The 25,404-nt window shown below is 48.6% G+C and carries 28 protein-coding genes; 13 read left to right on the plus strand and 15 right to left on the minus strand.

Features of this window, described 5'->3' with window-relative positions; all coding sequences use genetic code 11:
* Positions 1 to 42: 42 nt before the first annotated feature.
* The 3 genes from arsB to ACINK7_RS12970 all read right to left on the minus strand — a co-directional run bounded on the left by arsB (position 43) and on the right by ACINK7_RS12970 (position 2,147).
* Entirely contained in the window at positions 43 to 1,233 is a 1,191-nt protein-coding gene (arsB, locus tag ACINK7_RS12960) for an ACR3 family arsenite efflux transporter (protein ID WP_404355719.1), read from the minus strand.
* A 19-nt stretch (positions 1,234 to 1,252) separates the two neighbouring features.
* The gene (locus tag ACINK7_RS12965; RefSeq protein ID WP_404355721.1) at positions 1,253 to 1,732 is read right to left on the minus strand and encodes an arsenate reductase ArsC; all 480 of its coding nucleotides are present in this window, start codon (positions 1,730 to 1,732) and stop codon (positions 1,253 to 1,255) included.
* A 67-nt stretch (positions 1,733 to 1,799) separates the two neighbouring features.
* Positions 1,800 to 2,147, minus strand: coding sequence for a metalloregulator ArsR/SmtB family transcription factor (locus ACINK7_RS12970; RefSeq protein WP_404361450.1), 348 nt, complete (start codon positions 2,145 to 2,147; stop codon positions 1,800 to 1,802).
* 93 nt (positions 2,148 to 2,240) lie between these two features.
* On the opposite strand from ACINK7_RS12970, the gene ACINK7_RS12975 reads away from it, so the two are divergent.
* On the plus strand, positions 2,241 to 2,435 hold the full coding sequence (locus ACINK7_RS12975; RefSeq protein WP_404355723.1) for a type II toxin-antitoxin system VapB family antitoxin: 195 nt from the start codon (positions 2,241 to 2,243) through the stop codon (positions 2,433 to 2,435).
* Positions 2,432 to 2,821, plus strand: coding sequence for a PIN domain nuclease (locus tag ACINK7_RS12980; protein WP_404355724.1), 390 nt, complete (start codon positions 2,432 to 2,434; stop codon positions 2,819 to 2,821). The genes ACINK7_RS12975 and ACINK7_RS12980 overlap by 4 nt, the downstream gene beginning before the upstream one ends.
* A gap of 77 nt (positions 2,822 to 2,898) precedes the next feature.
* Here the strand turns inward: ACINK7_RS12980 and ACINK7_RS12985 are convergent, their stop codons facing one another.
* From ACINK7_RS12985 to ACINK7_RS13015, 7 genes are read right to left on the minus strand one after another with little or no spacing between them, the layout of a single operon-like run.
* Positions 2,899 to 3,114 (minus strand): GDCCVxC domain-containing (seleno)protein, encoded by a 216-nt coding sequence (locus ACINK7_RS12985; RefSeq protein ID WP_404355726.1) that lies wholly within the window; start codon positions 3,112 to 3,114, stop codon positions 2,899 to 2,901.
* Positions 3,115 to 3,155: 41 nt separating this feature from the next.
* A complete protein-coding gene (locus tag ACINK7_RS12990; RefSeq protein ID WP_404355728.1) occupies positions 3,156 to 3,653 on the minus strand; it encodes an aminoacyl-tRNA deacylase in 498 nt (165 codons plus the stop codon).
* Positions 3,654 to 3,683: 30 nt separating this feature from the next.
* Positions 3,684 to 4,040 (minus strand): ribosome silencing factor, encoded by a 357-nt coding sequence (gene rsfS, locus ACINK7_RS12995; protein WP_014148326.1) that lies wholly within the window; start codon positions 4,038 to 4,040, stop codon positions 3,684 to 3,686.
* Positions 4,041 to 4,083: 43 nt separating this feature from the next.
* Positions 4,084 to 4,704, minus strand: coding sequence for a nicotinate-nucleotide adenylyltransferase (nadD, locus tag ACINK7_RS13000; RefSeq protein ID WP_404355730.1), 621 nt, complete (start codon positions 4,702 to 4,704; stop codon positions 4,084 to 4,086).
* Positions 4,705 to 5,961, minus strand: a complete 1,257-nt coding sequence (locus tag ACINK7_RS13005) for a glutamate-5-semialdehyde dehydrogenase (protein ID WP_404355732.1) — start codon at positions 5,959 to 5,961, stop codon at positions 4,705 to 4,707.
* Between the two features lie 18 nt (positions 5,962 to 5,979).
* The gene (locus ACINK7_RS13010) at positions 5,980 to 6,717 is read right to left on the minus strand and encodes a class I SAM-dependent methyltransferase (protein WP_404355734.1); all 738 of its coding nucleotides are present in this window, start codon (positions 6,715 to 6,717) and stop codon (positions 5,980 to 5,982) included.
* Positions 6,710 to 7,015 carry a DUF1244 domain-containing protein gene (locus ACINK7_RS13015; RefSeq protein ID WP_404355736.1) on the minus strand — a complete coding sequence of 102 codons (306 nt, stop codon included), beginning with the start codon at positions 7,013 to 7,015 and terminating at the stop codon, positions 6,710 to 6,712. Before ACINK7_RS13015 ends, ACINK7_RS13010 begins: the two co-directional genes overlap by 8 nt.
* Before the next feature lie 114 nt (positions 7,016 to 7,129).
* Here ACINK7_RS13015 and ACINK7_RS13020 point away from each other — a divergent pair, with 114 nt between their 5' ends.
* From ACINK7_RS13020 to ACINK7_RS13055, 8 genes are all read left to right on the plus strand, one after another.
* Positions 7,130 to 7,468, plus strand: coding sequence for a hypothetical protein (locus ACINK7_RS13020; RefSeq protein ID WP_404355738.1), 339 nt, complete (start codon positions 7,130 to 7,132; stop codon positions 7,466 to 7,468).
* Between the two features lie 20 nt (positions 7,469 to 7,488).
* The gene (locus ACINK7_RS13025; protein WP_404355740.1) at positions 7,489 to 8,025 is read left to right on the plus strand and encodes a septation protein A; all 537 of its coding nucleotides are present in this window, start codon (positions 7,489 to 7,491) and stop codon (positions 8,023 to 8,025) included.
* A gap of 3 nt (positions 8,026 to 8,028) precedes the next feature.
* A complete protein-coding gene (locus tag ACINK7_RS13030) occupies positions 8,029 to 8,331 on the plus strand; it encodes a YciI family protein (RefSeq protein ID WP_404355741.1) in 303 nt (100 codons plus the stop codon).
* Positions 8,328 to 8,600 (plus strand): BolA family protein, encoded by a 273-nt coding sequence (locus ACINK7_RS13035; RefSeq protein ID WP_404355743.1) that lies wholly within the window; start codon positions 8,328 to 8,330, stop codon positions 8,598 to 8,600. Before ACINK7_RS13030 ends, ACINK7_RS13035 begins: the two co-directional genes overlap by 4 nt.
* Before the next feature lie 20 nt (positions 8,601 to 8,620).
* Positions 8,621 to 9,592 (plus strand): peptidylprolyl isomerase, encoded by a 972-nt coding sequence (locus tag ACINK7_RS13040; RefSeq protein WP_404355745.1) that lies wholly within the window; start codon positions 8,621 to 8,623, stop codon positions 9,590 to 9,592.
* Between the two features lie 869 nt (positions 9,593 to 10,461).
* Positions 10,462 to 12,021: an IS21 family transposase gene (gene istA, locus ACINK7_RS13045; RefSeq protein WP_404361451.1), complete on the plus strand. Its 1,560-nt coding sequence runs from the start codon at positions 10,462 to 10,464 to the stop codon at positions 12,019 to 12,021.
* Positions 12,008 to 12,754: an IS21-like element helper ATPase IstB gene (gene istB / locus ACINK7_RS13050; protein ID WP_404355747.1), complete on the plus strand. Its 747-nt coding sequence runs from the start codon at positions 12,008 to 12,010 to the stop codon at positions 12,752 to 12,754. Before istA ends, istB begins: the two co-directional genes overlap by 14 nt.
* A gap of 409 nt (positions 12,755 to 13,163) precedes the next feature.
* A complete protein-coding gene (locus tag ACINK7_RS13055) occupies positions 13,164 to 14,642 on the plus strand; it encodes a YdiU family protein (protein ID WP_404355748.1) in 1,479 nt (492 codons plus the stop codon).
* Positions 14,643 to 14,886: 244 nt separating this feature from the next.
* On the opposite strand, the gene ppsA is transcribed toward ACINK7_RS13055, so the two are convergent.
* Positions 14,887 to 17,298 (minus strand): phosphoenolpyruvate synthase, encoded by a 2,412-nt coding sequence (ppsA, locus tag ACINK7_RS13060; protein ID WP_404355749.1) that lies wholly within the window; start codon positions 17,296 to 17,298, stop codon positions 14,887 to 14,889.
* Between the two features lie 309 nt (positions 17,299 to 17,607).
* Between ppsA and ACINK7_RS13065 the strand changes: the two genes are divergently transcribed.
* Complete coding sequence (locus ACINK7_RS13065) at positions 17,608 to 18,111, plus strand: hypothetical protein (protein WP_404355751.1); 504 nt, start codon at positions 17,608 to 17,610, stop codon at positions 18,109 to 18,111.
* Between the two features lie 50 nt (positions 18,112 to 18,161).
* Positions 18,162 to 18,548 carry a 4a-hydroxytetrahydrobiopterin dehydratase gene (locus tag ACINK7_RS13070; RefSeq protein ID WP_404361452.1) on the plus strand — a complete coding sequence of 129 codons (387 nt, stop codon included), beginning with the start codon at positions 18,162 to 18,164 and terminating at the stop codon, positions 18,546 to 18,548.
* A gap of 161 nt (positions 18,549 to 18,709) precedes the next feature.
* On the opposite strand, the gene ACINK7_RS13075 is transcribed toward ACINK7_RS13070, so the two are convergent.
* A complete protein-coding gene (locus tag ACINK7_RS13075; RefSeq protein ID WP_404355753.1) occupies positions 18,710 to 19,300 on the minus strand; it encodes a PilZ domain-containing protein in 591 nt (196 codons plus the stop codon).
* A gap of 741 nt (positions 19,301 to 20,041) precedes the next feature.
* Here ACINK7_RS13075 and ACINK7_RS13080 point away from each other — a divergent pair.
* Positions 20,042 to 20,269, plus strand: a complete 228-nt coding sequence (locus ACINK7_RS13080; protein WP_404355755.1) for a hypothetical protein — start codon at positions 20,042 to 20,044, stop codon at positions 20,267 to 20,269.
* 124 nt (positions 20,270 to 20,393) lie between these two features.
* On the opposite strand, the gene haoB is transcribed toward ACINK7_RS13080, so the two are convergent.
* From haoB to ACINK7_RS13095, 3 genes are all read right to left on the minus strand, one after another.
* Positions 20,394 to 21,392 carry a hydroxylamine oxidation protein HaoB gene (haoB, locus tag ACINK7_RS13085; protein WP_404355757.1) on the minus strand — a complete coding sequence of 333 codons (999 nt, stop codon included), beginning with the start codon at positions 21,390 to 21,392 and terminating at the stop codon, positions 20,394 to 20,396.
* A complete protein-coding gene (locus ACINK7_RS13090; RefSeq protein ID WP_404355759.1) occupies positions 21,389 to 23,044 on the minus strand; it encodes a multiheme c-type cytochrome in 1,656 nt (551 codons plus the stop codon). Before ACINK7_RS13090 ends, haoB begins: the two co-directional genes overlap by 4 nt.
* A gap of 276 nt (positions 23,045 to 23,320) precedes the next feature.
* The gene (locus tag ACINK7_RS13095; RefSeq protein ID WP_404355761.1) at positions 23,321 to 25,402 is read right to left on the minus strand and encodes a diguanylate cyclase; all 2,082 of its coding nucleotides are present in this window, start codon (positions 25,400 to 25,402) and stop codon (positions 23,321 to 23,323) included.
* Positions 25,403 to 25,404: the final 2 nt, after the last annotated feature.

Consider the following 25,404-nt stretch of genomic DNA (forward strand, 5'->3'; position numbering starts at 1 on the left):
TTAAATTATGTCGGATTTACAGACGACAAAATAAAATCTGCCTTACCGACTTGATTGCTTGACTGTCTCTTGGGAAAACCAGCCTTTCGTTTTTTTGCAAAAACCGACCAAGGCCAGCATCAGCGGCACTTCGATCAAGACGCCGACGACGGTCGCAAGCGCCGCGCCTGACGACAAACCGAACAACATCACGGCGGTCGCGATCGCAACTTCGAAATGATTCGACGCGCCGATCAATGCAGAAGGCGCGGCGTTTTCATAACTGAAACCCCACAATTTCGCGCCCAGATAGGTAATCGCAAAGATCAACAGAGTCTGAATCGTCAGCGGTATCGCAATCCATAAAATCGTCAATGGATTCGCGGTAATCACGTCGCCCTTGAACGAGAACAGCAAGACCAGCGTCAACAACAGCGCGATGATCGTGACCGGCGTCAACAGATGCAAGAATTTCTGTTCGAACCAAATCGGCCCTTTGCTGGCGATGATCCATTTCCGCGAATAGTAGCCGGCGAACAACGGCAGCGCGACATAGATGCCGATCGACAGCAGCAGCGCTTCCCAAGGCACCGGCAACTGACCGACGCCGAGCAAATAGCCGCCGATCAGGCCATATAACACCAGCATCACCAGCGAATTGATCGCGACCATCACCAGCGTGTGACCGGCATTGCCGCGCGCCAGATAGCCCCAGACCAATACCATCGCGGTGCAGGGCGCGACGCCCAACAAGATGCAGCCGGCCAAATAGCTACGCCACAGCGGCACTTCGAGCATCTTGACGCCGTCTTGCAACACGACGGTACCGGAACCGTATTCGCTGCCGACCGGCAAATCCAGGCCGAACGGCATCTTGACCAGATCGACCGCATCGGCACCGATCAGCTCAAAGAACAGTCCGCCCAGAAATAACGTGGCGATGCCGTACATCGTAAACGGCTTGATCGCCCAGTTAACGAACAAGGTCAACGACACCGGCTTGACGCTCTTGCCGGCCTTGACGACTTCGGCGAAGTCGATCTTGACCATGATCGGATACATCATGAAGAACAGACACACCGCGATCGGTATCGATACGACCGGCGCGCCGTTGACATCGATGCTCATGCCGTCGAGCGTCTTCGCGAATTCCGGCGCAAATGTGCCGAGCAGAATGCCGGCGACGATGCACAACGCCACCCACAGTGTCAGATAACGTTCAAAAAAGCCCATATCGTGTGTTTTTTCGATCATAACGCCTCCCCGCCGGCTTTCAAGCCGACAATTGGCCGATTTCGTTGAGTTTCCGGGTCAATTCGTCGCGCGGCATCGCTTCCAACGGCAATTCGAGCATAGTCTTGACGCGCAATTCCAGCGTCGCGAAAGTTTGCTCGAACGCGGCGATTTTTTCCTCCTCGGTACCCTCGACATGGCCCGGATCGGACACGCCCCAATGCGCCCGCACCGCTTGGGTCAGATAGACAGGACAGGTTTCGCCGTGCGCGCTGTCGCAGACCGTGATCACGAAATCCATCGGCTGATGTTCGAAGTCTTCCCAGGACTGGCTTTGATAGCCTTCGGTCGGCAAACCGTGACGTTTCAAAGTCGCCAGCGCGCCCTGGTTGATCCGTCCGATCGGGTGACTGCCGGCCGAAAAGGCCCGGACGCGGCCCTGGCCGTGATGATTGAACAAGGCTTCACCCATGACGCTACGGCATGAGTTGCCGGTGCACACAATCAGAATATTTAGCATGTTTGATCCTAAATGGTAGTCATTAATAATGTGTTATTCGAATAAGCATATATTTAAATCAAAATTTTTAGCCGCAAACCGCCATGTCCGGACGACAGTCCATCTGCCGCAGGCGCTCCCGATCCTTTTCGAAAGTTTCACTGGATTGTAAAGCCGACAGGGCGTTATTAAGTAGCGGGGTGGCCCAACTCGGCAAATCCGGATTAATCCGGTAATAAACCCATTGCCCTTCTCGGCTGTCCAGCAACAAGCCGGATTGGCGCAACAAAGCCAAATGCCTCGAGATTTTCGGCTGCGACAGAGCCAAAGCCGCTGTCAATTCGCAGACGCAGAGTTTGCCTTCAAGGTGCAGCAAGGTCACGCAGCGCAGGCGCGTATCGTCGGCAAGACATTTGAAAAATTGGACCGGTGTCAGCATAGTGAACAAAGTATATATGAAAAAACGCATATTGTATCAATTAAGCTTGTAAATGTGTAAAGTATCTGCTTTTACACACATTGCAATCCCATGAGAACCAATATAGTAATCGACGATGAACTCATGGCCGAAGCCCTCAAGTCAAGCGGCCTGACAACCAAAAAAGAAGTCGTGGAGCAAGGTCTTAAACTGATCGTTCAGCGCAGCAACCAACAAGCTATTCGCAAATTGAGAGGCCGACTCAAATGGGAGGGTGATCTGGGCGAGATGCGAGGCGGAAAATGATACTGGTCGATACCAGTGTCTGGATAGATTATTTCAACGGCGACATCAATGCTCAAACCGACGCATTGGATGCCGCGCTAATCGAGGGCACAGTCGCAATTGCCGACCTGATCTTTCTGGAAATACTGCAAGGTTTCAAAAGCGATAAGGACTATCAGATAGTCAAAGAAAGATTAGCCTCGCTCGATCAATACTCCATATTCAATAGCGGCATGGTCGAAAAGTGCGCGCAAAACTTTCGAACTTTACGCAAAAGAGGCATCACTATCAGAAAAACGAATGATGTCATCATTGCGACTTATTGTATCGAGCACCGACTTCCTCTTCTTTACATCGACCGTGATTTCGAACCTTTTGTGAAATATCTGGGCTTGATATCGGCTTGACTGATGAAGTTAAAAACTTTCAAGACTCTCATTGAAACAAGCGAACCAATCCCGGCACTTAACCAGTCACTCCTGAACTACCCGCCGCAACACGAGCCCTGTTGCTGAATCGGCGGACATTTGACCGAACCGTAAGAACAAAACACGCAGCAATCGCCGCGCTTCGGTTTGAGCAGGGTTCCGCAAGACTTGCATTCGTAGAAGTACCAACAGGCATCGGTCGGCATCGTTTCCGTTTCGGCATGCTCGCAGTGTGGGCAAGTAATCGTCGATTCGAGAATGACGGCGTTCATTGAAGCTCCTTTTGACTACCAATAAAAGATATGGCTAATTTTTAGGAAGCTTTTACAAATTTTCCGATAGCGGCGCTCGACATGACCCTGCGCAAATCGTCGGCATTGATATCTAAAGCATATCCCAGTATGCCGCTGCCAATAACAACCCGTGCGTAATTAAAAACGCCCTCATCGACGAGTATGCGAATCGAATCGGGTAAAGCAATAGGCGGTACCGCGCCGATCGGAAACCCGGTTGCTTGCAAGACTTCTTCCGGCTCCGCCATTGCCAAACGGCGTTCGCTTAACTGTTTGCGCAGCACGCCCCAATCGGCGCGACCGCCGCCGGCGACCGCCAATAAAACAAAATCGCCGGACCCTGTTCGAAACAATAAACTGCGTACAATTTGCTCAGGATCACGACCGATGGCTGCCAAGACCTCTTCGAGTGAACGAACCGGCTTTTTATCAGGGTCGAGTGGGATTTCGATCCATTCGTATTTAATTCCCATCTCGTCGAATAAACGTGAGACGGGAGATTTCAATTGATCGGTCATCAGTGACTCCTAATAATGGCAACAAATAAATCAGTCTTGCAAAGCCTCTAGCGCTTCGGCTTTCTGTTCGACCGACCACAATTTTTCCAATTGATAAAACGCACGCGCTTGATCGGTCATCAAATGAACGATCACATCGCCCAAATCCAGCAATACCCAATCCGCTCCGATACCGCCTTCTTGCCCTAATGGTTTCTGCCCGTTTTCCTTGACTTTTTCCGAAACATAATCAGCCATGGCATTGATATGTCGATCGGATGTACCTGTTGCCAGTATCATGTAATCGGTCACGCTGGTCTTACCGCGGACGTCCAACACGGTAATATTGTGCCCCTTCCTTTCGTCCAAAACGTCCTGGACTATTTTCAATAACGCTTCTGTTTGCATTCAAATTCCTAATCAAATTCGCGCCGCATAAATACTGATAAAGTTAGCGCTGATAAAGTTTATGTTGTCGGATGTATTGTATGACGGACTCGGGCAATAAAAAACCCGGATCCCGATGTTTAGCGATGATTTGCCGAATGGCGGTTGCGGAAATTTCAAGACGGGTAACCGACTGAAAAAATAAATACCCTGCCGAATATTCATTCAAGACTTGGCGGTCTTCGGTCAAACGGTTGGTCAAAAATCCGTCGACTACCTGCGCATTAAAACCCGGCCGAGTCATTACAACTACATGCGCGAATTCAAACAGGCGTTGCCATTGATACCAAGCGGTAAGGCCGGTAAAGGCATCGGCGCCGATGAATAGCAATAAAGACCGTTCGCCGATCTCGGCACGAAGAGACATTAATGTCTCGACCATATAGGAAGGACCGCCACGGTCGATCTCGCGCGTATCGACCGTCATATTCGTACGATTTTCCAGTGCCAATTCCGACATCCTTAGCCGCATCGAAGCGGGTGCCGATGGGCTATCGCGGTGAGGCGGAATAAAGCAAGGAATGAGACGAATTTCGTCCAGCGCGAAAACCTCCTTGACTTCCAGCGCAGTCCGCAAATGACCAAAATGAATCGGATCGAACGTGCCTCCGTAAATACCGATCATTTATTGCCGAATGTGGCCATCGCCGAGCACGATGTATTTTAAGGTAGTCAAGCCGGTTAAACCGACCGGCCCCCGCGCGTGCAACTTGTCGGTACTGATGCCGATCTCGGCGCCGAGGCCGTATTCGAATCCGTCGGCAAAACGTGTCGATGCATTGACCATGACCGAACTGGAATCGATTTCTCGTAAAAAACGTCTGGCCAGCGTGTAATTTTCGGTCACGATCGCGTCGGTATGTGCGGATCCATACCGATTGATATGCTCGACGGCCTCATCGAAACCGGCAACCACTTTGACCGACAGGATCGGCGCAAGATATTCGGTTTGCCAGTCTTCCTCGACGGCCCGCTTGCAATTCGGAATCAGCGAGCAGCTTTTCAGACAACCGCGCAGTTCAACACCTTTCTCTTGATACTTCGCCGCCAAACCGGGCAGAACTTTCGAAGCGATGCTCTCATGTACCAGCAGCGTTTCCATCGCATTGCAAACACCGTAGCGGTGCGTCTTTGCATTCAAAGCGATCGCGACGGCTTTATCGGGATCGGCTTCGCTGTCGATATAGACATGACAAATGCCGTCCAGGTGTTTGATAACCGGAATCGTCGCTTCTTTCGATATGCGCTCGATCAAGCCTTTACCGCCGCGCGGCACGATCACATCGACGAAATCCGACATCGTAATCAATTCACCAACCGCCGCACGGTCGGTCGTTTCGATCACCTGTACAGCCGTAGCAGGCAAGCCGGCCCGTTCCAAACCTTTGCCGATGCATTCGGCGATTGCCTTGTTCGAATGGATCGCCTCCGACCCGCCACGAAGAATACAGGCATTGCCGGATTTCAAGCAGAGTGCGGCCGCGTCGACCGTGACATTAGGACGCGACTCGTAAATAATGCCGATCACACCCAACGGGACGCGCATCTGACCGACTTGAATGCCGGAGGGACGATAGGTCATATCGTTGATTTCGCCTACCGGATCGGGTAGAGCTGCAACTTGTTGCAATCCTTCAACCATCCCAACAATGCCTTTGTCTTTCAATTCCAATCGGTCCAACAAGGCCGCGTCGAGCCCATTGTCGATACCCGCTTGAACGTCTTTGCCGTTTTGTTGAATCAAATATTCCCGATTATTTTCGAGTTCTTCGGCGATAGCCAGCAAGGCCGCATTTTTTATTCCGGTTTCGCTACGGCTCAAAACTCTGCCGGCTTTTCTGGCCTCGCGGCCGAGTGACTGCATATAATCAGTGATATTCATTATTGAAAAAAGCTCGTGTTAAATAGGTTTAACGGCGGTAACCAAAGCATTGACTTTTATTCGCTGATTTAAGGCAATATCGACAAAACCGGCTTCCTCCAACTGTTTTAGCGAAATGCCTTCGCGCATGACGTGATTTTCCGATTCGTCGTTAAATAAATGGATGATCCATTGTTCAAGCAAGTCCGGTTTATTTTCACCGATCAATACCTCGAAAAAACCGCTGATTTCTTCTTGAACGGTGCGGGTATGCTCGAAAATATCGTCCAAAGCATAACGATCGCCATTGATGAATTGTCCGCCCGGCTTTAAAACTCGAAAAATTTGTTCGATGACGCGCTCGCGATAACTGTGTTCGAAATTATGAACCGTGTAAGCCGTTGCCAAAACATCCGCGCTGTTATCAGCCATTTTCGTTAATGCACTGTAGGCATCGTCAAGTTTGAAAAATAAGCGCCCATTATCGACCCATTGCTTTAGGTTTTCCTTAGCTTGATTCTGCATCGTCGGCTCGCTATCGATGCTCGTGACTACCACATCATCATTAGACGACAAGATAGCCAGCGTCGTGATACCGGTACCGCCGCCTAACTCTACAACATTCAAAGGCCGCCCGGATTTATCGGCATAATGCTTGACTGCACGACCGACTATTTTGCTCATTTCAGCCGATAATGGGCTCATGCGCTGCAACATGTCGTAATCACGCCCGATGATGCCGGAAAATATTGCATCATAAGAAATACCGTTACTCATGTTTTTTCCCTTTTTGCTTGAGTTCGTAGGCCGCTAACTGTTCGGGCGTCGCTTCGGTTTGATGGCGCTTCTTCCAATCGGCATAAGGCATGCCGTAAATAATTTCCCGGGCTTGATCATAATCAATCTCGACCCCCTTATCTTTCGCGGCCCCCGAATACCATTTCGCCAGGCAATTACGACAAAAATCGGCCAGAATCATCAAATCGATATTCTGAACTTCCGGATGGCTTTGTAAATGCTCGACTAAGCGCCTAAAGGCGGCCGCTTCGAGTTCGGTTTGAATCTGCTTATCCACGATAACACCTCCTTAAAACTGGACTATTCTACCAGAAAGCCATTGCCAAGCATGTACAATCAAGCGGATTAATTCTACAATAGCGTTCAATTTTCCATTGCATTATGCCTTGACATGGAAATACATGTAACTTCGCTTAACACTTCCGCGCTTAAATTAAACCCGCAAAACGCTGGACAGCAGGATACTGTCCAAAATCAACCCGACAATAAGCGCGCGAATTCCGATAAGCCCTTACAAAACTCGGCAACTGCAACTCAGACTCCCGAGGAAGTAGAACAGCTATTAGACGATGCCGGATTATCCGACATAGCTATGTTTAACACCGACCGAACCGAAAACCCCATCAACACTCGATTATTAAATGCCGTCAATGCTTACACCACAACCTTCAACCAGCCGATGCAAGATCAGCGCGCTCAATTGGTAGCCGGTATTGATTTTTACGTATAACCCCCATCAATTGAATCGACATGAAGCAACTTTTTGAATTTTTCCCTATCATTTTATTTTTCATCGCGTTTAAACTTTATGATATTTATATCGCCACGGCTGTAGTCATTGTCGCAACCATCCTTCAAGTGGCTTTCATGTGGTTTAAGTATCGAAAAGTCGAAACGATGCAATGGGTCACATTAGGACTGATTCTGGTCATGGGCGGCGCCACAATTTACTTGCAAGACGAACAATTCATCAAATGGAAATTGAGTATTGTCGAATGGTTGTTCGGCCTGGCTTTTCTAGCTAGCCAGTTCTTCGGCGAAAAGCCGTTTATCGAACGCATCATGTCCGCCAATATCACATTGCCTTCGCCGATTTGGCGACGACTTAATCTGATGTGGGCCTTGTTTTTTATCGGCGTCGGTTTTATCAACCTTTATGTAATGTACAACTATAACACCGACGACTGGGTTAATTTCAAAACCTTCGGCGTACCCGGTTTGATGGTTGTTTTTATCGTATTACAAATGCTTTATCTCTATAAACACATGCCGGATACCGAGGAATAAACTGTGCTCTACGCGATCATCAGCACTGATACCGATAACAGCTTGGATAAAAGAAAATCGGCCAGACCGGCCCATCTTGCCAGACTGCAACAACTTCAAGACCAAGGCCGATTGATTTTAGCCGGCCCTCATCCCGCCGTAGACTGTGACGACCCCGGAGGTGCCGGTTTTACCGGCAGCCTAGTCGTCGCCGAATTCGCCGATCTTGAAGAAGCCAAGCAATGGGCCGATGCCGACCCCTACCTGGAAGCCGGCGTTTACGCAAAGGTTACCGTTAAACCATTTAAAAAGGTATTACCTCAATGACTACCGAAGTAATTAGAAAACTGCTCAACGACTCACTCAAGCCCGAGCAAATTGAAATCATAGATAATAGCGCGGCCCATGCCGGCCATATCGGCTCCCAAAGCGGCGGCGGCCATTACCATGTTACGATCGTATCCGACGCTTTTGAAGGTAAGACCTTGGTGCAACGCCACCAACTTATTTACAAAGCGTTGGGCGATATGATGAAACAACAAATTCATGCCTTAGGCATTAATGCGATGAGCCCCAGCGAATACACCAACCCGTGAAACTTACAAAGGAAAACTAAATGACCAATAAACTCGTCCCATTCTTTTTAATCGGCGCTTCGCTTGTAGCCGGTTGCGACAACCAACAACCGACAACAACTCCTATTGCACCTAAAGTCGATAAAGCCGATGCTGTCGCCTCGGTCAATGGCGTCTATATCAGCAAAACCGCATTGCAAGAGCTTGAAAGCGACATTGCCGAACGCACCCAAGGCCAATCTTTCCCGAAAGATAAGTTAATCGAGGAATTAGTTCAGCGGGAATTGCTGGTCCAAGAAGCCCTGCAAAAACAACTCGACAAATCGCCCGAGTTTATTCAAAGAATGGACGTCGTTAGAAAATCATTGCTTTCGCAGGCCACCTTACAAAATCATCTAAAATCGAATCCGGTGACCGATGAGGAAATTAAAGCCGAATACGAAAAAAATGTCGGCGGCGAAAACAACATGGAATACAAAGCTCGTCACATTTTGGTAAAAACCGAGGATGAAGCGAAAAAAATTATTGAACAACTCGATAAAGGCTCAAAATTCGACGAATTGGCTAAAAAGAATTCTACCGGCCCTTCAGGCCCGGAAGGCGGAGACCTAGGCTGGTTCGCACCAAGCCAAATGGTAACGCCATTCTCCGAAGCAGTCATCGCTCTTGAAAACGGCAAATACACGAGCGAACCGGTTGAAACCCAATTCGGCTGGCACGTTATCTTAAGAGAAGATTCACGCCAGCAACCCCTGCCGGCGCTGGAAGAAGTGAAAGAACAAATAATGCCTTACTTGCAACGCCAAAAAGTTCAGACGATGCTGGAAAATCTGCGTGCCGGCGCTCAAGTCGAAATCCTGATTCCAATCGAAGCGCCTGCGGCCCCGCAACCTGATGAAACCACAGCGCCTGAAGCCGAAACGGAAGCTGCCCCAACTGAAGAATCGCCAGCAGCCGACCAACCCACAAACGAAAAGCCTACGGAATCGTTAGAAGCGCCAGCAGATAAATAAGGTTACACTCCTTTTACTTCCTTTGGCAGGACGGGATTTACAGCCCCGCCCGAAACGTTTGAACCGTGGCCGAAGCAAGCCGAAACGCTTAGGCCAAACCGAAACGTTTGGGACGGGTTAAATAACCCGTCCCGCAGTAGGTGCTTTATTCGTCTCTATACCTTTCGCACTTCAAATTTCGGCAGTGCCCGAGGAGGCGCCGGGGTGTCCGACAAAGGCTTTGCCAGCATGGAGCTGGCATAGAGCCTACATGGACGTATTCACGGCGTCCTTTGACGGACACCCCGGTGCCGAATTTTTATCTACGATGGGTATAAATAAATGGGAATAGAAAGACTAACACTTTATTGATGATAAAAAAGAAGAAAACAGCTATCCGCCCGCCCGCGGCGGATACACCGCTTTTGCTTATCCCGCCTTAACCAATTTCCTGATTAGCAAGTTTCTTCAGCTAAAGCCCAAAGATCAGCATATCCCTAGCAAGACGGGGTTCGCAAGCCATGCGCGTCAAGCTAAAAACGGCCAACCCACATCACGCTCTTTCCCAAGCTAGCTCTCATCGTTATACATAAGTCAAAAATTACCGTTTTGCAATCTTAGCTAATGAGTCTTCGATACCATTTATTGTTACTTAACACTTTCGACCTCGAGATCGCGATCAGGGGATCGCTCCCACAGAGCATCCGCCCCCTTGTGGGAGCGACGCCTTCGTCGCGATTTCGAAGCCACTGATGTTCAATTGTTAATGGCCAATTAAACTGAGCCAAAAATGGCCAACAATTTTGAGCCACTTTTTCAGACTTTATTTGTACAAATAAATCTGACAGAGTCCCTGAATTTTTTCAGGGAGCGTCATGAAGGAGTGGATTGTGATTCATCAGATTAAAGCGTTATACAACGATGGCAACGGCTTATCCGAGCGTCAGATTGCCAGTCAATTGGGTATTTCCCGTAATACCGTGAGCAAATACCTGAAGCTGTCGGCTGCGGACATCAGCACCCTGCAGGAAGAGGCAGCCCGTGGTAAGAAGCTGGACGATTACCGCGACTACATTATTCAGTTGCTGCAAACCTATCCGGGCTTGTCAGCGGTCAAAGTGCTGCGCAAACTGAAGGCCAAAGTGGACGATTTGGCGGTTTCCGACCGTTCGGTACGGCGTTATATACAGGCTCTCAAGCAAGAGATTAGCTTTAAGCAGGCGCGTTATTATGAGCCGGTATTGGACATGGTGCCGGGTGAGCAATGCCAGGTCGATGGCGGCGAACTGCGCGATGTGATGATTGGCGGCGTGGCGACGACGGTCTATTTCATGGTGTTTGTGCTGTCGTATTCGCGCCTGATGCATGTTTCGGTAAGCGCCAAGCCGATTGATACCGAGACGCTGATTCGTCAGCATGATGCGGCATTTCGCAATTTCGGCGGCATGCCGAACGAATGCGTGTACGATCAAACCAAGCTGGTGGTCATCAGCGAAGTGTTTCGCGAGTTGCGCTTGAACCCGCGCTTCCACCAGTACGCCACGGCAGCGGGCTTCACGATTCGGGCTTGTGAAGGCTATGATCCGGAAAGCAAAGGTAAGGTCGAGGCCGGGGTCAAATACGTCAAACAAAATGCCTTGTATGGCGAGACTTTTACCGACTGGGAGGCTTTACAGGCCCATATGACCGACTGGCTCGACGGAATAGCCAATCAACGGCGACACGGCACCACTGGCCAACAGCCGGCGACACATTACGCGGCCAACGAGCAAGGCCATATGCGGCCTTACCTGACGCCGTCTTGTGTTGACGCGACCGCCAGCCAGGCCGGCATGACCCGCAAGGCGGATAAAACCGGCTTGATCGCCTGGCAATCCAATAAATACTCGGTACCGATGGCATATCAATGCGCCCGTGTCGCCGTGCATGAAGCTAACGGCGTCATCCGGATCAGCGATCTTGGCACGCATAAAGTGATCGCCGAACATTCTGTGTGTCTGGAAAAGGGGCAAATCATCAAGAATCGGCATCATTACCGGGATATGTCGCTACGCATCGAAACGCTGGAAAAGGACTTGCATGAACTGCTGCCGTTTCCGGCAGTCGTGACTCAGCTGTGTGCCCTGTTGAAAGCCACCTCGCCGAAAATCTACAAAGACCAACTGTTCGGCGCCAAGCAAGTGCCGACCGAGCAGATCAACCGGCAGGGTGCGATTCCCGAAGCGGTGCTGACGCGACTGATCGACACGCCTCGGTTAACGGCCAGCGGCCTGAAAGAACGACTGGAGGCCTGGCGGCAGTCTGCGGGACGCTCGGACGACAGCGATGCCCTGTCGATTCAGCCATCAGCGCAACCCGCTGACGCCATCCAGCAAGCCTGTCCGCTGGCCCGTTATCGTGCCCTGAATGGCCACTCGGCTGGCCAAGGAGAGCGCCATGCCATCCATTGATCAGATTGCCAGGCAATACCGCAGCTTGTGCCTGACGGCCATTGCCGAGCACTTGCCGACCTTGCTTAGCCAAGCCGAGACCCATGAAAGTTCCTACCTGCAGTTTGCCGAAAGCTTGGTTGAACATGAACAGCGCCAGCGCAACACCAAGCGCATCGAGCAAAACCGCAAACGCGCCGGCTTTCCTTTGCTCAAAAGCCTGGAAGAGTTCGATTATCGCTTTCAGACCACCATCCGTAAACGGGAAGTCAACAGTCTGCTCGATTTCGGCTTTATCGACAATCGGGACAACGTCGTCTTCATCGGACCACCCGGGGTCGGCAAGACACACCTGGCCATCGGCATCGGCCTGAAAGCCATCGATGCCGGTTATAAGGTCAGCTTCAACACTGCACTGGGCTTGATGGAGACCTTGGAACTGGCCGAACTCAAAGGCGAGTTGAAAAAGAAAATCAACCAACTGCTCAAATTCGATGTGCTCATCATCGACGAACTGGGTTACCTGCCGATGAACAAACAAGGCATACACAACCTGTTTCAGCTCATCAATGCGCTGTACGAATACCGCTCGGTGATCCTGACCACCAACAAGGAATTCACCAACTGGGGCGAGTTTTTTATCGATGACAACGTCGCCGTACCCATCGTCGACCGCATCATCCATCATTCACACATTTTTATGCTGGGAGGGGAAAGTTATCGACTCAAATCAAAGCTAAATCAAGCATCGTAACCCTGGAAAAGTGGCTCAATTTTAATGGCCAAAAGTGGCTCAATTCTGTTGGCCATTGACATCAATATCCGCAGATTTATCAAACAACACCGTTCTCAGGTATACGATGACCTCTGTTTAGCAAGTTTACCGATACTTGTGTATAACGATGAGAGCTGGAGCTTGGGTAACAGCATATTTTAGTTTTAGCGACTACGACTGCCCCCTGCTCGAATACTTGTCTTCGGCAAACGGAAGCATCTTGCTAATCAGGACCAATTTAGCAGTTAAATCCAATCATATCTTTTGGCTAATTCCCTAGTATTTTAGTAAACTTTTGAACCATCATACCGTCCAATTTATATTTTTATTTAGGACGTTATTTTTTACACAGCCCAACTCAAACACTTTGCTAAAAGCCAATAGAAACATGATGCCTTTATTTAACTTCGATAACACCTATGCCCGCCTACCCGAACGTTTCGGTACGCGCTTAAATCCTACACCGGTTCAATCCCCACGTTTGATCAAACTGAACAGCAACTTAGCGAATCAGTTGGACTTGGGATTTGATGAACTCGATAACGAAACCGCAGCTGCACTCTTTTCCGGCAATCTCGTTCCGGAAGGCGCGGAACCGCTCGCTATGGCTTATGCCGGACATCAATTCGGAAACTTCGTGCCGCAATTGGGCGACGGACGGGCGATTTTACTCGGGGAAGTCATTGATCGTGCCGGCAGGCGCTGGGATATTCAACTAAAAGGCTCGGGGCAAACGCCTTTCTCGCGCCGCGGCGATGGACGAGCCGCATTAGGCCCTGTGCTTCGGGAATATTTGATTAGTGACGCGATGCATGCACTCGGCATTCCTACGACACGCGCTCTGGCCGCCGTAACGAGCGGTGAACCGGTGTTTCGGGAAACGCCGCTACCCGGTGCTGTATTAACGCGGGTTGCCTCGAGCCATATTCGCATCGGCACATTTCAATATTTTGCTATGCGAGAAGATTGGGAAGCCGTCAAGCTTTTAGCCGACTACGCAATAAACCGCCATTACCCGGATTTGAAATCCGCATCGAATCCCTACTCGGCTTTGCTGACAACCGTTCAAGAGCGGCAAGCGTCGTTGATTGCACGTTGGATGCATGTCGGTTTTATTCATGGCGTCATGAACACCGATAATATGACGATATCGGGCGAAACGATCGACTACGGCCCATGCGCATTCATGGATCAGTACAATCCGGACACCGTATTCAGCTCAATCGACGATTTTGGCCGTTATGCTTTCGGCAATCAGCCACGAATAGCCCAATGGAATTTAGCAAGGTTCGCGGAAACCTTATTACCGCTACTCCATGACGAGCAAGACTCGGCAATCGCTATCGCCGTTGAAATCATCAATCGCTTTTCAGATATTTTCGACAATTTTTGGTTGACGGGCATGCGTCGCAAACTAGGCTTAGCCACCGCGCAACAGGATGATAAACAATTGATCGATTCCTTGCTTCAATTGATGCAGCAACATAAAGCCGACTACACCAATGTTTTTCGAGCACTGAGCCATATCGCCGATGGTCCCGCTACAGAACCGACCCTGAATGATTATCTGCCACAAACGCCGGACTTTGACAATTGGTTAGAGCGTTGGCAAACCCGTATCGATCAAGAACCGGGGTCTCCGACGCAACGAGCCGAAGCCATGCGTCAAGTCAATCCGGCTTATATTCCGCGTAACCACAGGGTCGAACAAGCATTGAGCGCGGCGGTTCAAGAAGAGGACTTTTCAAAGTTTGAAACATTGCTCGCCGTATTCAACAAACCATTTACCGAACAACCCGGTTGCAGGCATTATCAAGAACCGCCTCAACCCGACGAACGTGTTTATCAAACGTTTTGCGGGACTTGATTATCCTAAAAAATCAATTCTCCATGAAGATCATGAAGAGTAAGAAGTTAATTCAATAACTTCTTACTCATTTGTATAAAGCTCTCGCTCACCCGAGAGGCAAACGAAGATACCAAGCCAACTTCTTGATTTACTTCATGTGCTTCATGTGCTTCATGGTTAAACTGCCAACTTTAGCATTAACCCAGTGTCGTAATTTGACTCGCAAAGGGTATCGATGGGCTTCGGCTGGTCGAGATTAAGATTATCGCTCTAGCTTTTCTTCCAACGCCAAAATCCGCTGGGTCGTCTGCAATACCGTATCCGGATTCAAACTCATCGAATCGATGCCGATTTCGACCAAGTATTCAGCCATTTCCGGATAATCGGACGGTGCCTGACCGCATAAGCCGGAATGCTTGCCGTTACGGCGCGCGCCTTCCACGGCCATACGAATCATTGCTTTGACGCCCGGATCGCGCTCATCGAAATCCTCGGCAAGTATTTCGGAATCGCGATCGACGCCGAGCGTCAATTGAGTCAAATCGTTCGAACCGATCGAAAAACCGTCGAACAGCTGCGAAAACGCATCGATACGGATCACATTATTCGGAATTTCGCACATCACATAAATTTCAAGCCCGTTTTCACCTCTTTTCAAACCGAGCTCGGCCATATAATCCAAAACACGCACCGCTTCTTGCTCCCGGCGGCAAAACGGAATCATAAGAATCACGTTGGTCAAACCCATGTCTTCGCGAACCCGCTTCATCGCTCGGCATTCGAGTGCGAAGCCTTCCTTATAATCGGGGTGAACATAACGCGAAGCACCTCTGAAACCGATCATCGGATTCGCCTCGTCGCGCTCGAACCATCGCCCACCGAGCAAGGTTGCATATTCGTTAGTCTTGAAGTCGGACATCCTGACCACGACCGGTTTCGGATAAAACGCTGCCGCGATCGTACCGACTCCCTCCGCAAGACGCTCGATGAAAAAATCCTCCGGTTGTGCATAATGGCGGGTCAAGCGTTTAACCATTGCTTCTTCGTCGGCATCTTGGATGCGTTCAGGATGAATCAACGCCATCGGATGAGCTTTGATAAATTCGGTAATGATGAATTCCATCCGCGCCAATCCGACGCCGTCATTCGGCAAAAAGCTGTGTTTGAATGCCAATTCCGGATTGCCCAAATTCAACATGATTTTAGTTTTCGGTCGCTTCAATCCGGAAAGATCGGTCGTATTAACATCGAAACTCAACTCGCCTTCATAAACCTTGCCGGCATCACCTTCGGCGCAAGATACCGTGACAGCCGTACCGGTCTTAATCGTTTCGGTCGCATTGTCGCAGCCGATCACGGCTGGGACACCCAGTTCGCGGGCAATGATCGCTGCATGACAGGTACGCCCGCCTCGATTAGTCACAATCGCGGCCGCCGTTTTCATGACCGGCTCCCAATCCGGTGTAGTCATGTCGGTGATCAACACTTCGCCGGGTTTGAAGGTATTCAATTGGCTAACATTTTTGATCACATGCGCGGTACCGACCGCGATCTTGCTGCCGACCGCTCGTCCAATCACAATCGCCTCGGCCTTTTGTTTCAATTCGTATTGTTCGAGTGTCGTACCGCTCAACTGCGACGCGACCGTTTCGGGCCGTGCCTGCACGATGTAAAGTTGCCCATCCAGACCATCCTTCGCCCATTCGATATCCATCGGCCTAGGCTGGCCTGCCTTCGCGCTGTAGTGCTTCTCGATCTTGATCGCGTAATCGGCTAAGGTCAGCACCTCGTCGCCGCTTAGACAAAATTGCGAACGCTCCTCGGCAGATGTCACGACATTACAAGTTTGCTCTCGCGTGCGGCCTTCGCTATAGACCATCTTAATTTTTTTAGCACCTAGAGACCGTCGAAGCACACAACGATGACCTTGCTCGAAAGTCGGCTTATGCACATAAAACTCGTCCGGATCGACCGAGCCCTGAACGACATTTTCACCGAGACCGTAAGCGCCGGTGATGAATACCGCATCCTTGAAGCCCGATTCGGTATCGATCGAAAACATCACCCCGCTCGAAGCCAAATCCGAACGGACCATTTTCATTATGCCGATCGATAACGACACCTTGAAATGATCGAAACCTTGATCGACCCGGTAATGAATCGCCCGATCGGTGAACAGACTCGCAAAACAACGTTTACACGCATCGAGCAAGGCTTGTCCACCATGTACATTTAGATAAGTATCCTGTTGGCCGGCGAAGCTTGCGGTTGGTAAGTCTTCTGCCGTTGCCGAACTTCTAACCGCAACGGTCAATTCTTCATCGTATTGCCCTTGCAATTGATCGAAAGCACGCAGAATTTCATGCTCTAATTCTTCTGAAAGCGGCGCTGCGTAGATGATATCTCGTGCTTTTCTGGCTCGCTTAGCCAAGACGTTTACATCATCTGGATTCAATGTATCGAGTGCTTCATGCAAGGCTGCCCAGGCATCCGCTTTATCGAGCATGTGCCGGTATCCTTCCGCTGTAATTGCAAAACCGTTCGGCACGCAGATGCCTTCGGCGGCTAGTTCCCGGTACATCTCGCCTAGCGAGGCATTCTTGCCGCCAACCAAGGGAATATCGTCGATCGTTAGTTCATCGAACCAACGGATGTACTTGAATTTTTCTGACATGTGCGTTCCTCCGGTTTTGACTCAACAGTCTCAATCATTGTAGTCGTTTGATCATCAATCTTCACACATGATTAACACCCAAGCAATACAATCATTGGCAAATACCATCGTTGAGATACAATCCTTTATGGCGTCACATTTTTTACAAATCATGGGCTCATTTATAGCCATCGTAGATCAAAATTCGGCGCCTGGGTGTCCGCTAAAGGACGCCGTGAATACGTCCATGTAGGCTCTATGCCAGCTCCATGCTGGCAAAGCCCGTATCGGACACCCAGGCGCTGCCGAAATTTTAAGTGCGAAAAATATATGCCAATTTTCATTTTAACTTGCCTATCCCTGGGCTACCTTGCCGATAATAACCATCCTCTGGTTGCCTATTTATTGTCGCCGTTTGTCGTTCCGGTCATGGGATCGGTAATGGCGCTTAGCGGAATCGGCGTATTGGTTAATAAGCCCAGCTATCTTAACTGGCATGACTTTTATGCATCGAGCACGTTGTTCGTATGGTTTGCTTATTGGCACCGTTTTTTCGAACCCGATGCGCCGATGTTCATATATTTCCCATATTTTCTAGCTTTCGTTTCATTTATAACGGTAATACTTTTTGTCGGACAAAGGAAGAACATCGATCAAGAAACGCTGAGCGTCATGTTAAAGATTGCTGGGCGCAAGCCCTTACTGTCATTGGTAGTGATGGGTTTTTCAGTTGCCAGCTTGCTGCTTATTGAACATTTTTTGCTATTTCCCATCGCAATCACGCTATTCATTATCCAATATTCATTGTTAGAATGCGTCAAACAGGATGAATAATGTCGTCCTTCACCACCATTATTGCGCTTAATTTGAATGAGGTCATCATCATGAGTTGGAGAGAACGCAAGCACGAAGAAACCTATTCCGACCAAGAGGTCGAAGCTAGACTCAAAGCGGAATTACCGAACTGGTATCTTGAAAAAGGATGGATTCGACGCAAATATAAAACAAGCGGTTGGAAATCGACACTGATGGTCGTCAATACTGTAGGCCACTTGGCCGAAGCGGCTTTCCATCATCCCGATCTAACCGTGTCCTATGCTTTCGTGATCGTCAAATTGGTCAACCACGCCGCAAAAGGCATCACGAACAAAGATTTCGAACTGGCAAAAAAAATCGAGGAAGTTGTCATGTGGCAGCCCGGATTAAATGAAAATTCATCGCTAGAGGGCACACCGGACGACCCTCGTTTTAAATATATCAAGTACGATTGAACACTATTTCTTTCGGACAATAGTACCCAGTCAGCGTAATTATTCACCCCCTATAGTTCCCACGCTCCGGCGTGGGAATGAAGACCGAGACGCTGGAGCGGTACTCAGGCGTTCCCACGCAGAGCGTGTGAACGCTAATTACCAGGGGACTGAATAGTTACTCATTCACTACTCAAATAACGTAAGCCTATTAACGCACCATTTTTTTCTGGCTCTTGTTCATGTTGTATCCAACAAATCTTAGCCATCCCTTTCATTTGCAGGGATTCGGAATATAAACTAACCACGACATTCGGCAACAAATCTTTGTCGGGGTCTTTTACATAGATCATCAAGCCATCTACCGAAATGTTTTTTCCTTCGAATTCCACTCTCTTGTTTTTAAGCATCAAGAATCCGACAAAAGACTGTTTTTTACGATAATATTGACGCTTTAACCATAAGCGATCGGCATTGTAAATAACATGCTTGAATTCCAAACCCATCAAGATATTATTATCTTTTTCTTTTACCCAGATAATTTCAACTTCGCCGGTTAGCATTAAGTCTTTAACAAAAATTTCAGCCGCACTATTTTCATTAATAAACGATTCAAAATCGCTAAAGGTAGACAACAACCTACCGGGCACGATTTCGATCAAGATACCATTCACAGAAACATCGTGACTAATAAAGTCCAATGTTTCACCTGCTAAATGCAATTTCCCTGAAGAAGTTAGGTTTTTTCTATATTCTTTTCGTTCTCGAAACATTGGTATATAACCTTGCCAATTAAGAATTTATCAATAAGGATAGACTAAACGTTAACAGTTGAATAAGAATTTATGCCGTATTTAACGACTCTTGAGGCGTGTTATACCTTTCGTACTTCAAATTTTGGCAGTGCCGGAGGAGGCCTCGGGGTGCTCGATAAAGGCTTTGCCAGCATGGAGCTGGCATAGAGCCTACATGGCCCTATTTACCTAGCACCTAAATGGTAATTATTCACACCCACTATCGTTCCCACGCTCCGGCGCTCGCCGTTATACACAAGTATCGGTAAACTTGCTAAACAGAGTTCGTCGTATACCTGGAAACAGTGCTGTTTGATAAATCTGCGGATATTGAACATCAGTGGCTTCGAAATCGCGACGAAGGCGTCGCTCCCACAAGGGGGCGGATGCTCTGTGGGAGCGATCCCCAGATCGCGATTTCGAAGTCGGGAACGTTGGGCGACAAAAAATGGTATTGAAGCCTCATTAGCTAAGATTGCAAAACAGTAATTTTTGACTTATGTATAACGATGAGCGCAAAGCGTGGGAACGATAATTTCCGGGGGACTGAATAGTTACCCTAAATGAGCCATGATTTTTGTATTATTGCCAAATACCTATGGAATTTAGGTGCTGGGCCTTTGACGGGCAAAAAATGACTTCTAAATACTTGCCGAATAGGCCATGATAGGTATTGAACCATTTATGCTAAACCATTATTTACAAGGGGCTGATATGTTTATGAAAACCATTATCATTATTTTTTCGGCGATAACGACATTTGCCACTATCGGTTGCGCTTCGTCTAGGCAATTATGGAGTCAAGACGGTTTCTCACACGAACAATCCGTTACTGCTCTGTCCGAATGCAAATATCAAATCGGTTTAAAGCAGATACCGGAAACACAGCAAGAGGAGTTGCTCAAACACTGTATGCAAGGGAAAGGTTATCGACTCAACGATTATTGATATTATTTACCCGGCACCTAAATTCCATAGCCCATAGAGGTAAGCTATCGAATTTAGGCGCCGGGCCTTTGGACGGTCACCCCGGCGCCGATTTTTGATCTAAGGGTATAAATTAATAAATTAATTAGGGCTCGACTTTATAAACGGATAAATAACCGCCCCACCCGCTTTGATAAACCAAACTAACCCCATCAGGCAGCTTTTTTAGCGAAGCGATAAACGGCAACAGACGAACCAAGAGCGTATTCTTACTATTGCCTTCCGTCTCTGTCACCCATGTCCGGTAATAACGCCCTTCCTTATGAGCCAGATAGTTGCCTTCCCCGTTTTCATGCGCCCAACGCTTAACCTGTGCGATATCGCCATGCAAATTGGCTCCGGCCGGAATATTCTTAGCTTTTAAGCCTAAATCCGAACCGCCGTAAGCCTTAATTTCAGACAAGCGCAATAGCAGGTCGTTATTCACCAATAAGTAGATAGGGCGTGAATTGCCGAAATACTCGACAATTTCGCTTAAGGCCTTGTCGGCATCCATCGTCAGCCAACGCGCCATATGCTTCAATCGATCTCTTTCCTTATTGGACGCTTCAATCAAGTCTGAACGAAAAGCCCCCCAAACCGAGCTTGAGAAAGTTTCCTCGCCTGGCTTTTGCAGCCAAGCTTCTCGTCCGCTTAAATATTGAATCCTTTGACCATCGTCCCACCAACTCAAAAACAGCGCCTCTTCAGGCGCATGTTTCGAAACGGCCTCACTGGATGACTGCCAAATTTCGTTTCGTAATCCCGTTTGACTGGATGAAATCACCCCGTCTTGCGATTCCTTCGGAAAAAGTACGGCGCTCGCCCTGGCTCCCGAAGCATTTCGATACTGGACGACAGCTAAGCTAAAAGCATCTTTATCGTCATAACGAAAGGAATAAAGCCTCGCGGAATCGGCCGAAAAAAAACCCGGTAAATCGGCCGCTGGTAAGGATGAAGAATTGACATTCAATCGCTCGTCGACTTGAACGGCGCCGGGGGAAGCCGGGCCGCTCAATTCATGAAAGAGTATCGCACCGCCTCCCAACAGCGATGCGAAACCGACCAACAATAGAAGCGCTTTTCCGTAGCGTCCTTTTATCACTTTTGTCCCTGATCCGATTCTGGTTTTGCAGGCTTTAGCATCATGTAAGCAATACCTAAACCGAATGCAATCAACAACAATGCACTAAGGAGCAAGCTGTTATCATTGCCCGAAGAAGATTGTTGAGCCGAAGCGGAAACCTTTTGCAATTTACCGCCGGATTTCATCGCGGCCATTTCGCGCAAACGCGTGTCTTCATCCATGATCTCGGTGTAACCGCGCATCAGATTCGACCAACCCTCAGTGTAAGTAAAACCGCCGGGATTAGCATGGAAGATGCCTTTATAGTGCTTGATGACATCATGTTCCCACATATCGGCATAAACTCTTTCAACATGGCTCGGATTATTGCCTTTAGCCCAGAACAATTGGAAGAATCCGCCGGCCGCATCTTTTTCAGGTGCAGGAGGCGCCGGACGATTGCTGTTTTGGCCGACTAACAAACCATCGTCATAGAGTTTGTTAATGACTTTTTTGGCTTCCTGCTCGACCGCCAGCCCTTGAATCGTGCCTTTATCGGCCGCATCGAGGTATGCTTTGGCAAAACTGGCCGAGTGACACAAACTACAAGTCTCTACCCATGACTCTTTACGCTCTTCGAACCAAGGATGGTCCAGGTTGTCGGCGATGGCCGGAGTCGGGTTGAACGCCCAACGCACCTTGCGTACCAGATTGTGCGAATATTCGCCCTTGTATTCGAAATGGCATAACTGACAGGTCGGCGCGGTATAGCCGCCTTTCGCGATCGCGTCTTTCAACGGCACTTCGAAATTCCATTTGGCTTTACCCAAAGTTTGATACTGCGTACCGTGCTTCGAGGTCATGAAGTTTTCGAACTCATTATGATCGACGCCGTTGTGACAAGTCGCACAGGCTTCGGGTTGTCTAGCTTCGGCGACTGAAAAGGTGTGCCGAGTATGACAGCCGTCGCATTTGTTTTGCTGATAATGGCACATGTCGCAGCCTTGCGCGACTTCACGCTCGGGCATCGCCGCCCAAATCGTGTTTTCGACGTTGGCTTCCCAATCGACCGCATGCGAAGGATGGCCTTTACTCCATTGCTTTTGCGGCCATTCTTGATCTTTTTCTGACTCGGCTTCGGCAAACTCGCTCAAATGGCAAGTACCGCAAGCAACCCGGTCCGGCATGACCAGATTCTCAGCATGATTGATGGTCTCTTTGCCGACACCGCCATGGCAATCGATACAACCGACTTGGTCGAGCTGCTGACCTTTTTCGAGCAATCCCAGCTTTGTCAAATTGGCTTCGACTTCGGCTAGTTTTTTCTTTTTATAGGCGCGCACGTCGCTATCCGGCAAGTTGCGGATCTTCTTCAAATCGCCATGAACACTGTTTTTCCAGGCATGGAATGCGCCGGGAGAGGTGCTTTGGTGACAGCCGATACAGGTATCGCGGCCAACTTCGCCCTGAACGGTTTTAGGTGGTGTATAGAAATCTTTGGGATTCCAATATTTTTGAATGGGAATCGGCTCCCAATATTTACCGTGAGATCCTTTCCCCGGATGCGATTCGTAATAATCTTTTTTAAGTTGTTCGAAATCGGGTTGTGCGGCGAAGGCAAAATTACCCACTCCAAACCCGATTAGACTGAACAACAACGCGATCAGTAAACTGAGCGATTTGTTTTTCATGGCGTTCCCCTCCCAGAGGTTGATTTGATTTTTTTAGTTTGACTGCGTTACTCCTTTTTGATCGAAAAACCGTCTAAAAATAAAAGGGAGTAATAAACTTAGTCTTGGCTTCGAAGCACTCTCTTGCCCGATTCTTCCACCGATTTGGATAGCCCAATAATAAATTTACACAGCCGATAGAATCATATAGTTTCGTATCGAAACTTAATTTTAACAAGAACCGACCTTTTTCCCTAATTTTTATCAATACCAGCCAGTCGGCAAGAATGCAGCGATTTAAGAACCATTATAAAATTCCACACGATTTCGTCCATTTTTCTTAGCTCGATACAAAGCTTGATCGGCGCGAATCAAGACAGAGTCGGCTTGAATATCTTTTGACATCAATTCGGAAATACCAATGCTGACAGTGGTAACGATCGATTGCCCATCGGTTAACAAAGGCGTTTGTGCGAGTTCTTGCCGTAAGCGCTCCGCAAATATTCCGGCATCGGAAAGGCTTGTTTCCGGAAGAAATATTCCAAACTCCTCCCCGCCGAGCCGGCCGACAGTATCGATTTTGCGCAGCTCTTTACGTAAAATTGAGGAAAAATGCTTCAGCACCTGGTCGCCAACGGCATGACCATATCGGTCGTTGATTTTTTTGAAATTATCCAAATCCAACATCAAAACCGCGACTTGATGAGAGTTATTGCGCTCCGAACGGTTGATTTCCTCACCCAATCGTTCCATGAAATGTCTTCTGTTAGGCAGTCCTGTCAAGGGGTCAGTAGTCGCCAATTGTATTAGTTCGGCTTCCAATCTTTTACGCTCACTGATGTCCTGTTTAATTCCGACGAAGTGCGTAATCTTACCCTTATCATCCGTGACCGGAGCAATTGTGAGTTCTTCATCATACAAATCGCCGTTCTTACGTTTGTTGATCAATTCTCCGCACCACGTTTTACCGGAACGAATGGTTTGCCACATATCATCGTAAAACAAAGAATCTTGCTTTCCGGATTTAACAAGGTCTTTCGGAGCCTTGCCGAGCGCCTCCTCAAGCGTATAGCCGGTCAGTTTCCCGAAGGCTGGATTAGCCCATTCGATGCGAGCACTGGTGTCGGTGATCACAATACCATGACCGACCGCTTCGAGCGCCGCAATTAACAAACGGTCGCGAGCCTCAGCTTGCTTACGCTCGGTGATATCCTCATGCGCCACGACGATATATTCGTTACTGTCTTTAAAAGGTGTAACCCTGGCATTGAACCAACGCTCTTCGTTATCTGAATGACAAGGGTATTCCATCTCAAAAATATCGACATCCCCCTTCATGACCGAACGAATGCCCGCGGCCATTTGCGTTGCTTGCTCCGAACTTTCATCCGTTGTGCAATCACAAACCGCTAAATAGTTACTGTCTATAACCGATATGCAATTACTCGACGCACCCGCATTATTTTGGTAAAACTCTCGCCATGCTCGATTGACCGCCACAATTGTACCGGATTTATCCAATACGCAAATGTGGGCCGATAACGCATCGATGGTAGAAACCGCAAACTGTTTGGATTGTTGCAGCTCCTGCTCCATATTTTTCCGATTAGTGATATCGGACAATGTACCGATCATTCGTTGAGGAAGCCCCTCGTCGGTCCAACTGACGACTACACCTCTATCCATAAACCATCGCCACTGCCCGTTCTTACACTTCAATCGATGCTCGCAACCATAGCTTTCGACTCTGCCGTCGAGATGAGCTTGAATATTGGCCTCAGCAATCGGCAAGTCTAATGGGTAAACACGTTTCTCCCATTCGTCGAGATTATTGCCAATCTCATTTTCTGAAAAGCCGAGAAGCGCTTTCCATCGCGGAGAATAAAAAACCTCATTGGTCAATAAATTCCAATCCCAAACACCATCGCCAGCGCCCTCCAAAGCAAATCGCCAACGCTCTTCCGCTTCATGTAGCCGTTGTTCGAGTTTCGAACGATGTAAAGCATAGCGGATGGCTCGAATCAAGGCATCCCCATCAAACCGTCCTTTGATTAAATAATCCTGAACGCCGGACTCTAAAATATCGAGCGCAAAACCGGTATCGTCATGCCCGGTTAAAACAATCAACGGCAGAGTGGAGTGATCAGACGAACGTATCGCTTTTACTGTTTCAAGTCCCTTAGAATCCGGTAACGATAAATCCAACAACAAAATATCGTGTTCATCTTTTCGTAACTGCGCTAAGCCTTCGGATAAAGAAACGACCCATGTCAATTCGAAACCGACATCCGTAGACAACTTCAAATAGCGACCTACCAGGTGCGCATCACTGGGATCGTCTTCAATTAATAACACTCGATAAGACAACTTGGCATACATGA

The sequence above is a fragment of the Methylotuvimicrobium sp. KM1 genome, from assembly GCF_044788715.1.
In the GTDB taxonomy this organism is placed as follows: domain Bacteria; phylum Pseudomonadota; class Gammaproteobacteria; order Methylococcales; family Methylomonadaceae; genus Methylotuvimicrobium.

Coding starts and splice junctions, on each gene's coding strand:
- ACINK7_RS13010 (WP_404355734.1), bottom strand. CDS start 6,717: ATGAGTAACGGTATTTCTTATGATGCAATATTTTCCGGCATCATCGGG.
- ACINK7_RS13065 (WP_404355751.1), top strand. CDS start 17,608: ATGCCAATTTTCATTTTAACTTGCCTATCCCTGGGCTACCTTGCCGAT.
- rsfS (WP_014148326.1), bottom strand. CDS start 4,040: ATGCAAACAGAAGCGTTATTGAAAATAGTCCAGGACGTTTTGGACGAA.
- arsB (WP_404355719.1), bottom strand. CDS start 1,233: ATGATCGAAAAAACACACGATATGGGCTTTTTTGAACGTTATCTGACA.
- ACINK7_RS13070 (WP_404361452.1), top strand. CDS start 18,162: ATGAGTTGGAGAGAACGCAAGCACGAAGAAACCTATTCCGACCAAGAG.
- ppsA (WP_404355749.1), bottom strand. CDS start 17,298: ATGTCAGAAAAATTCAAGTACATCCGTTGGTTCGATGAACTAACGATC.
- ACINK7_RS12985 (WP_404355726.1), bottom strand. CDS start 3,114: ATGAACGCCGTCATTCTCGAATCGACGATTACTTGCCCACACTGCGAG.
- nadD (WP_404355730.1), bottom strand. CDS start 4,704: ATGATCGGTATTTACGGAGGCACGTTCGATCCGATTCATTTTGGTCAT.
- ACINK7_RS12975 (WP_404355723.1), top strand. CDS start 2,241: ATGAGAACCAATATAGTAATCGACGATGAACTCATGGCCGAAGCCCTC.
- ACINK7_RS13055 (WP_404355748.1), top strand. CDS start 13,164: ATGATGCCTTTATTTAACTTCGATAACACCTATGCCCGCCTACCCGAA.
- ACINK7_RS13020 (WP_404355738.1), top strand. CDS start 7,130: ATGGAAATACATGTAACTTCGCTTAACACTTCCGCGCTTAAATTAAAC.
- ACINK7_RS13005 (WP_404355732.1), bottom strand. CDS start 5,961: ATGAATATCACTGATTATATGCAGTCACTCGGCCGCGAGGCCAGAAAA.
- ACINK7_RS13075 (WP_404355753.1), bottom strand. CDS start 19,300: ATGTTTCGAGAACGAAAAGAATATAGAAAAAACCTAACTTCTTCAGGG.
- ACINK7_RS13025 (WP_404355740.1), top strand. CDS start 7,489: ATGAAGCAACTTTTTGAATTTTTCCCTATCATTTTATTTTTCATCGCG.
- ACINK7_RS12990 (WP_404355728.1), bottom strand. CDS start 3,653: ATGACCGATCAATTGAAATCTCCCGTCTCACGTTTATTCGACGAGATG.
- ACINK7_RS13090 (WP_404355759.1), bottom strand. CDS start 23,044: ATGAAAAACAAATCGCTCAGTTTACTGATCGCGTTGTTGTTCAGTCTA.
- ACINK7_RS12965 (WP_404355721.1), bottom strand. CDS start 1,732: ATGCTAAATATTCTGATTGTGTGCACCGGCAACTCATGCCGTAGCGTC.
- istB (WP_404355747.1), top strand. CDS start 12,008: ATGCCATCCATTGATCAGATTGCCAGGCAATACCGCAGCTTGTGCCTG.
- ACINK7_RS13095 (WP_404355761.1), bottom strand. CDS start 25,402: ATGTATGCCAAGTTGTCTTATCGAGTGTTATTAATTGAAGACGATCCC.
- ACINK7_RS13080 (WP_404355755.1), top strand. CDS start 20,042: ATGAAAACCATTATCATTATTTTTTCGGCGATAACGACATTTGCCACT.
- ACINK7_RS13035 (WP_404355743.1), top strand. CDS start 8,328: ATGACTACCGAAGTAATTAGAAAACTGCTCAACGACTCACTCAAGCCC.
- ACINK7_RS13040 (WP_404355745.1), top strand. CDS start 8,621: ATGACCAATAAACTCGTCCCATTCTTTTTAATCGGCGCTTCGCTTGTA.
- ACINK7_RS12980 (WP_404355724.1), top strand. CDS start 2,432: ATGATACTGGTCGATACCAGTGTCTGGATAGATTATTTCAACGGCGAC.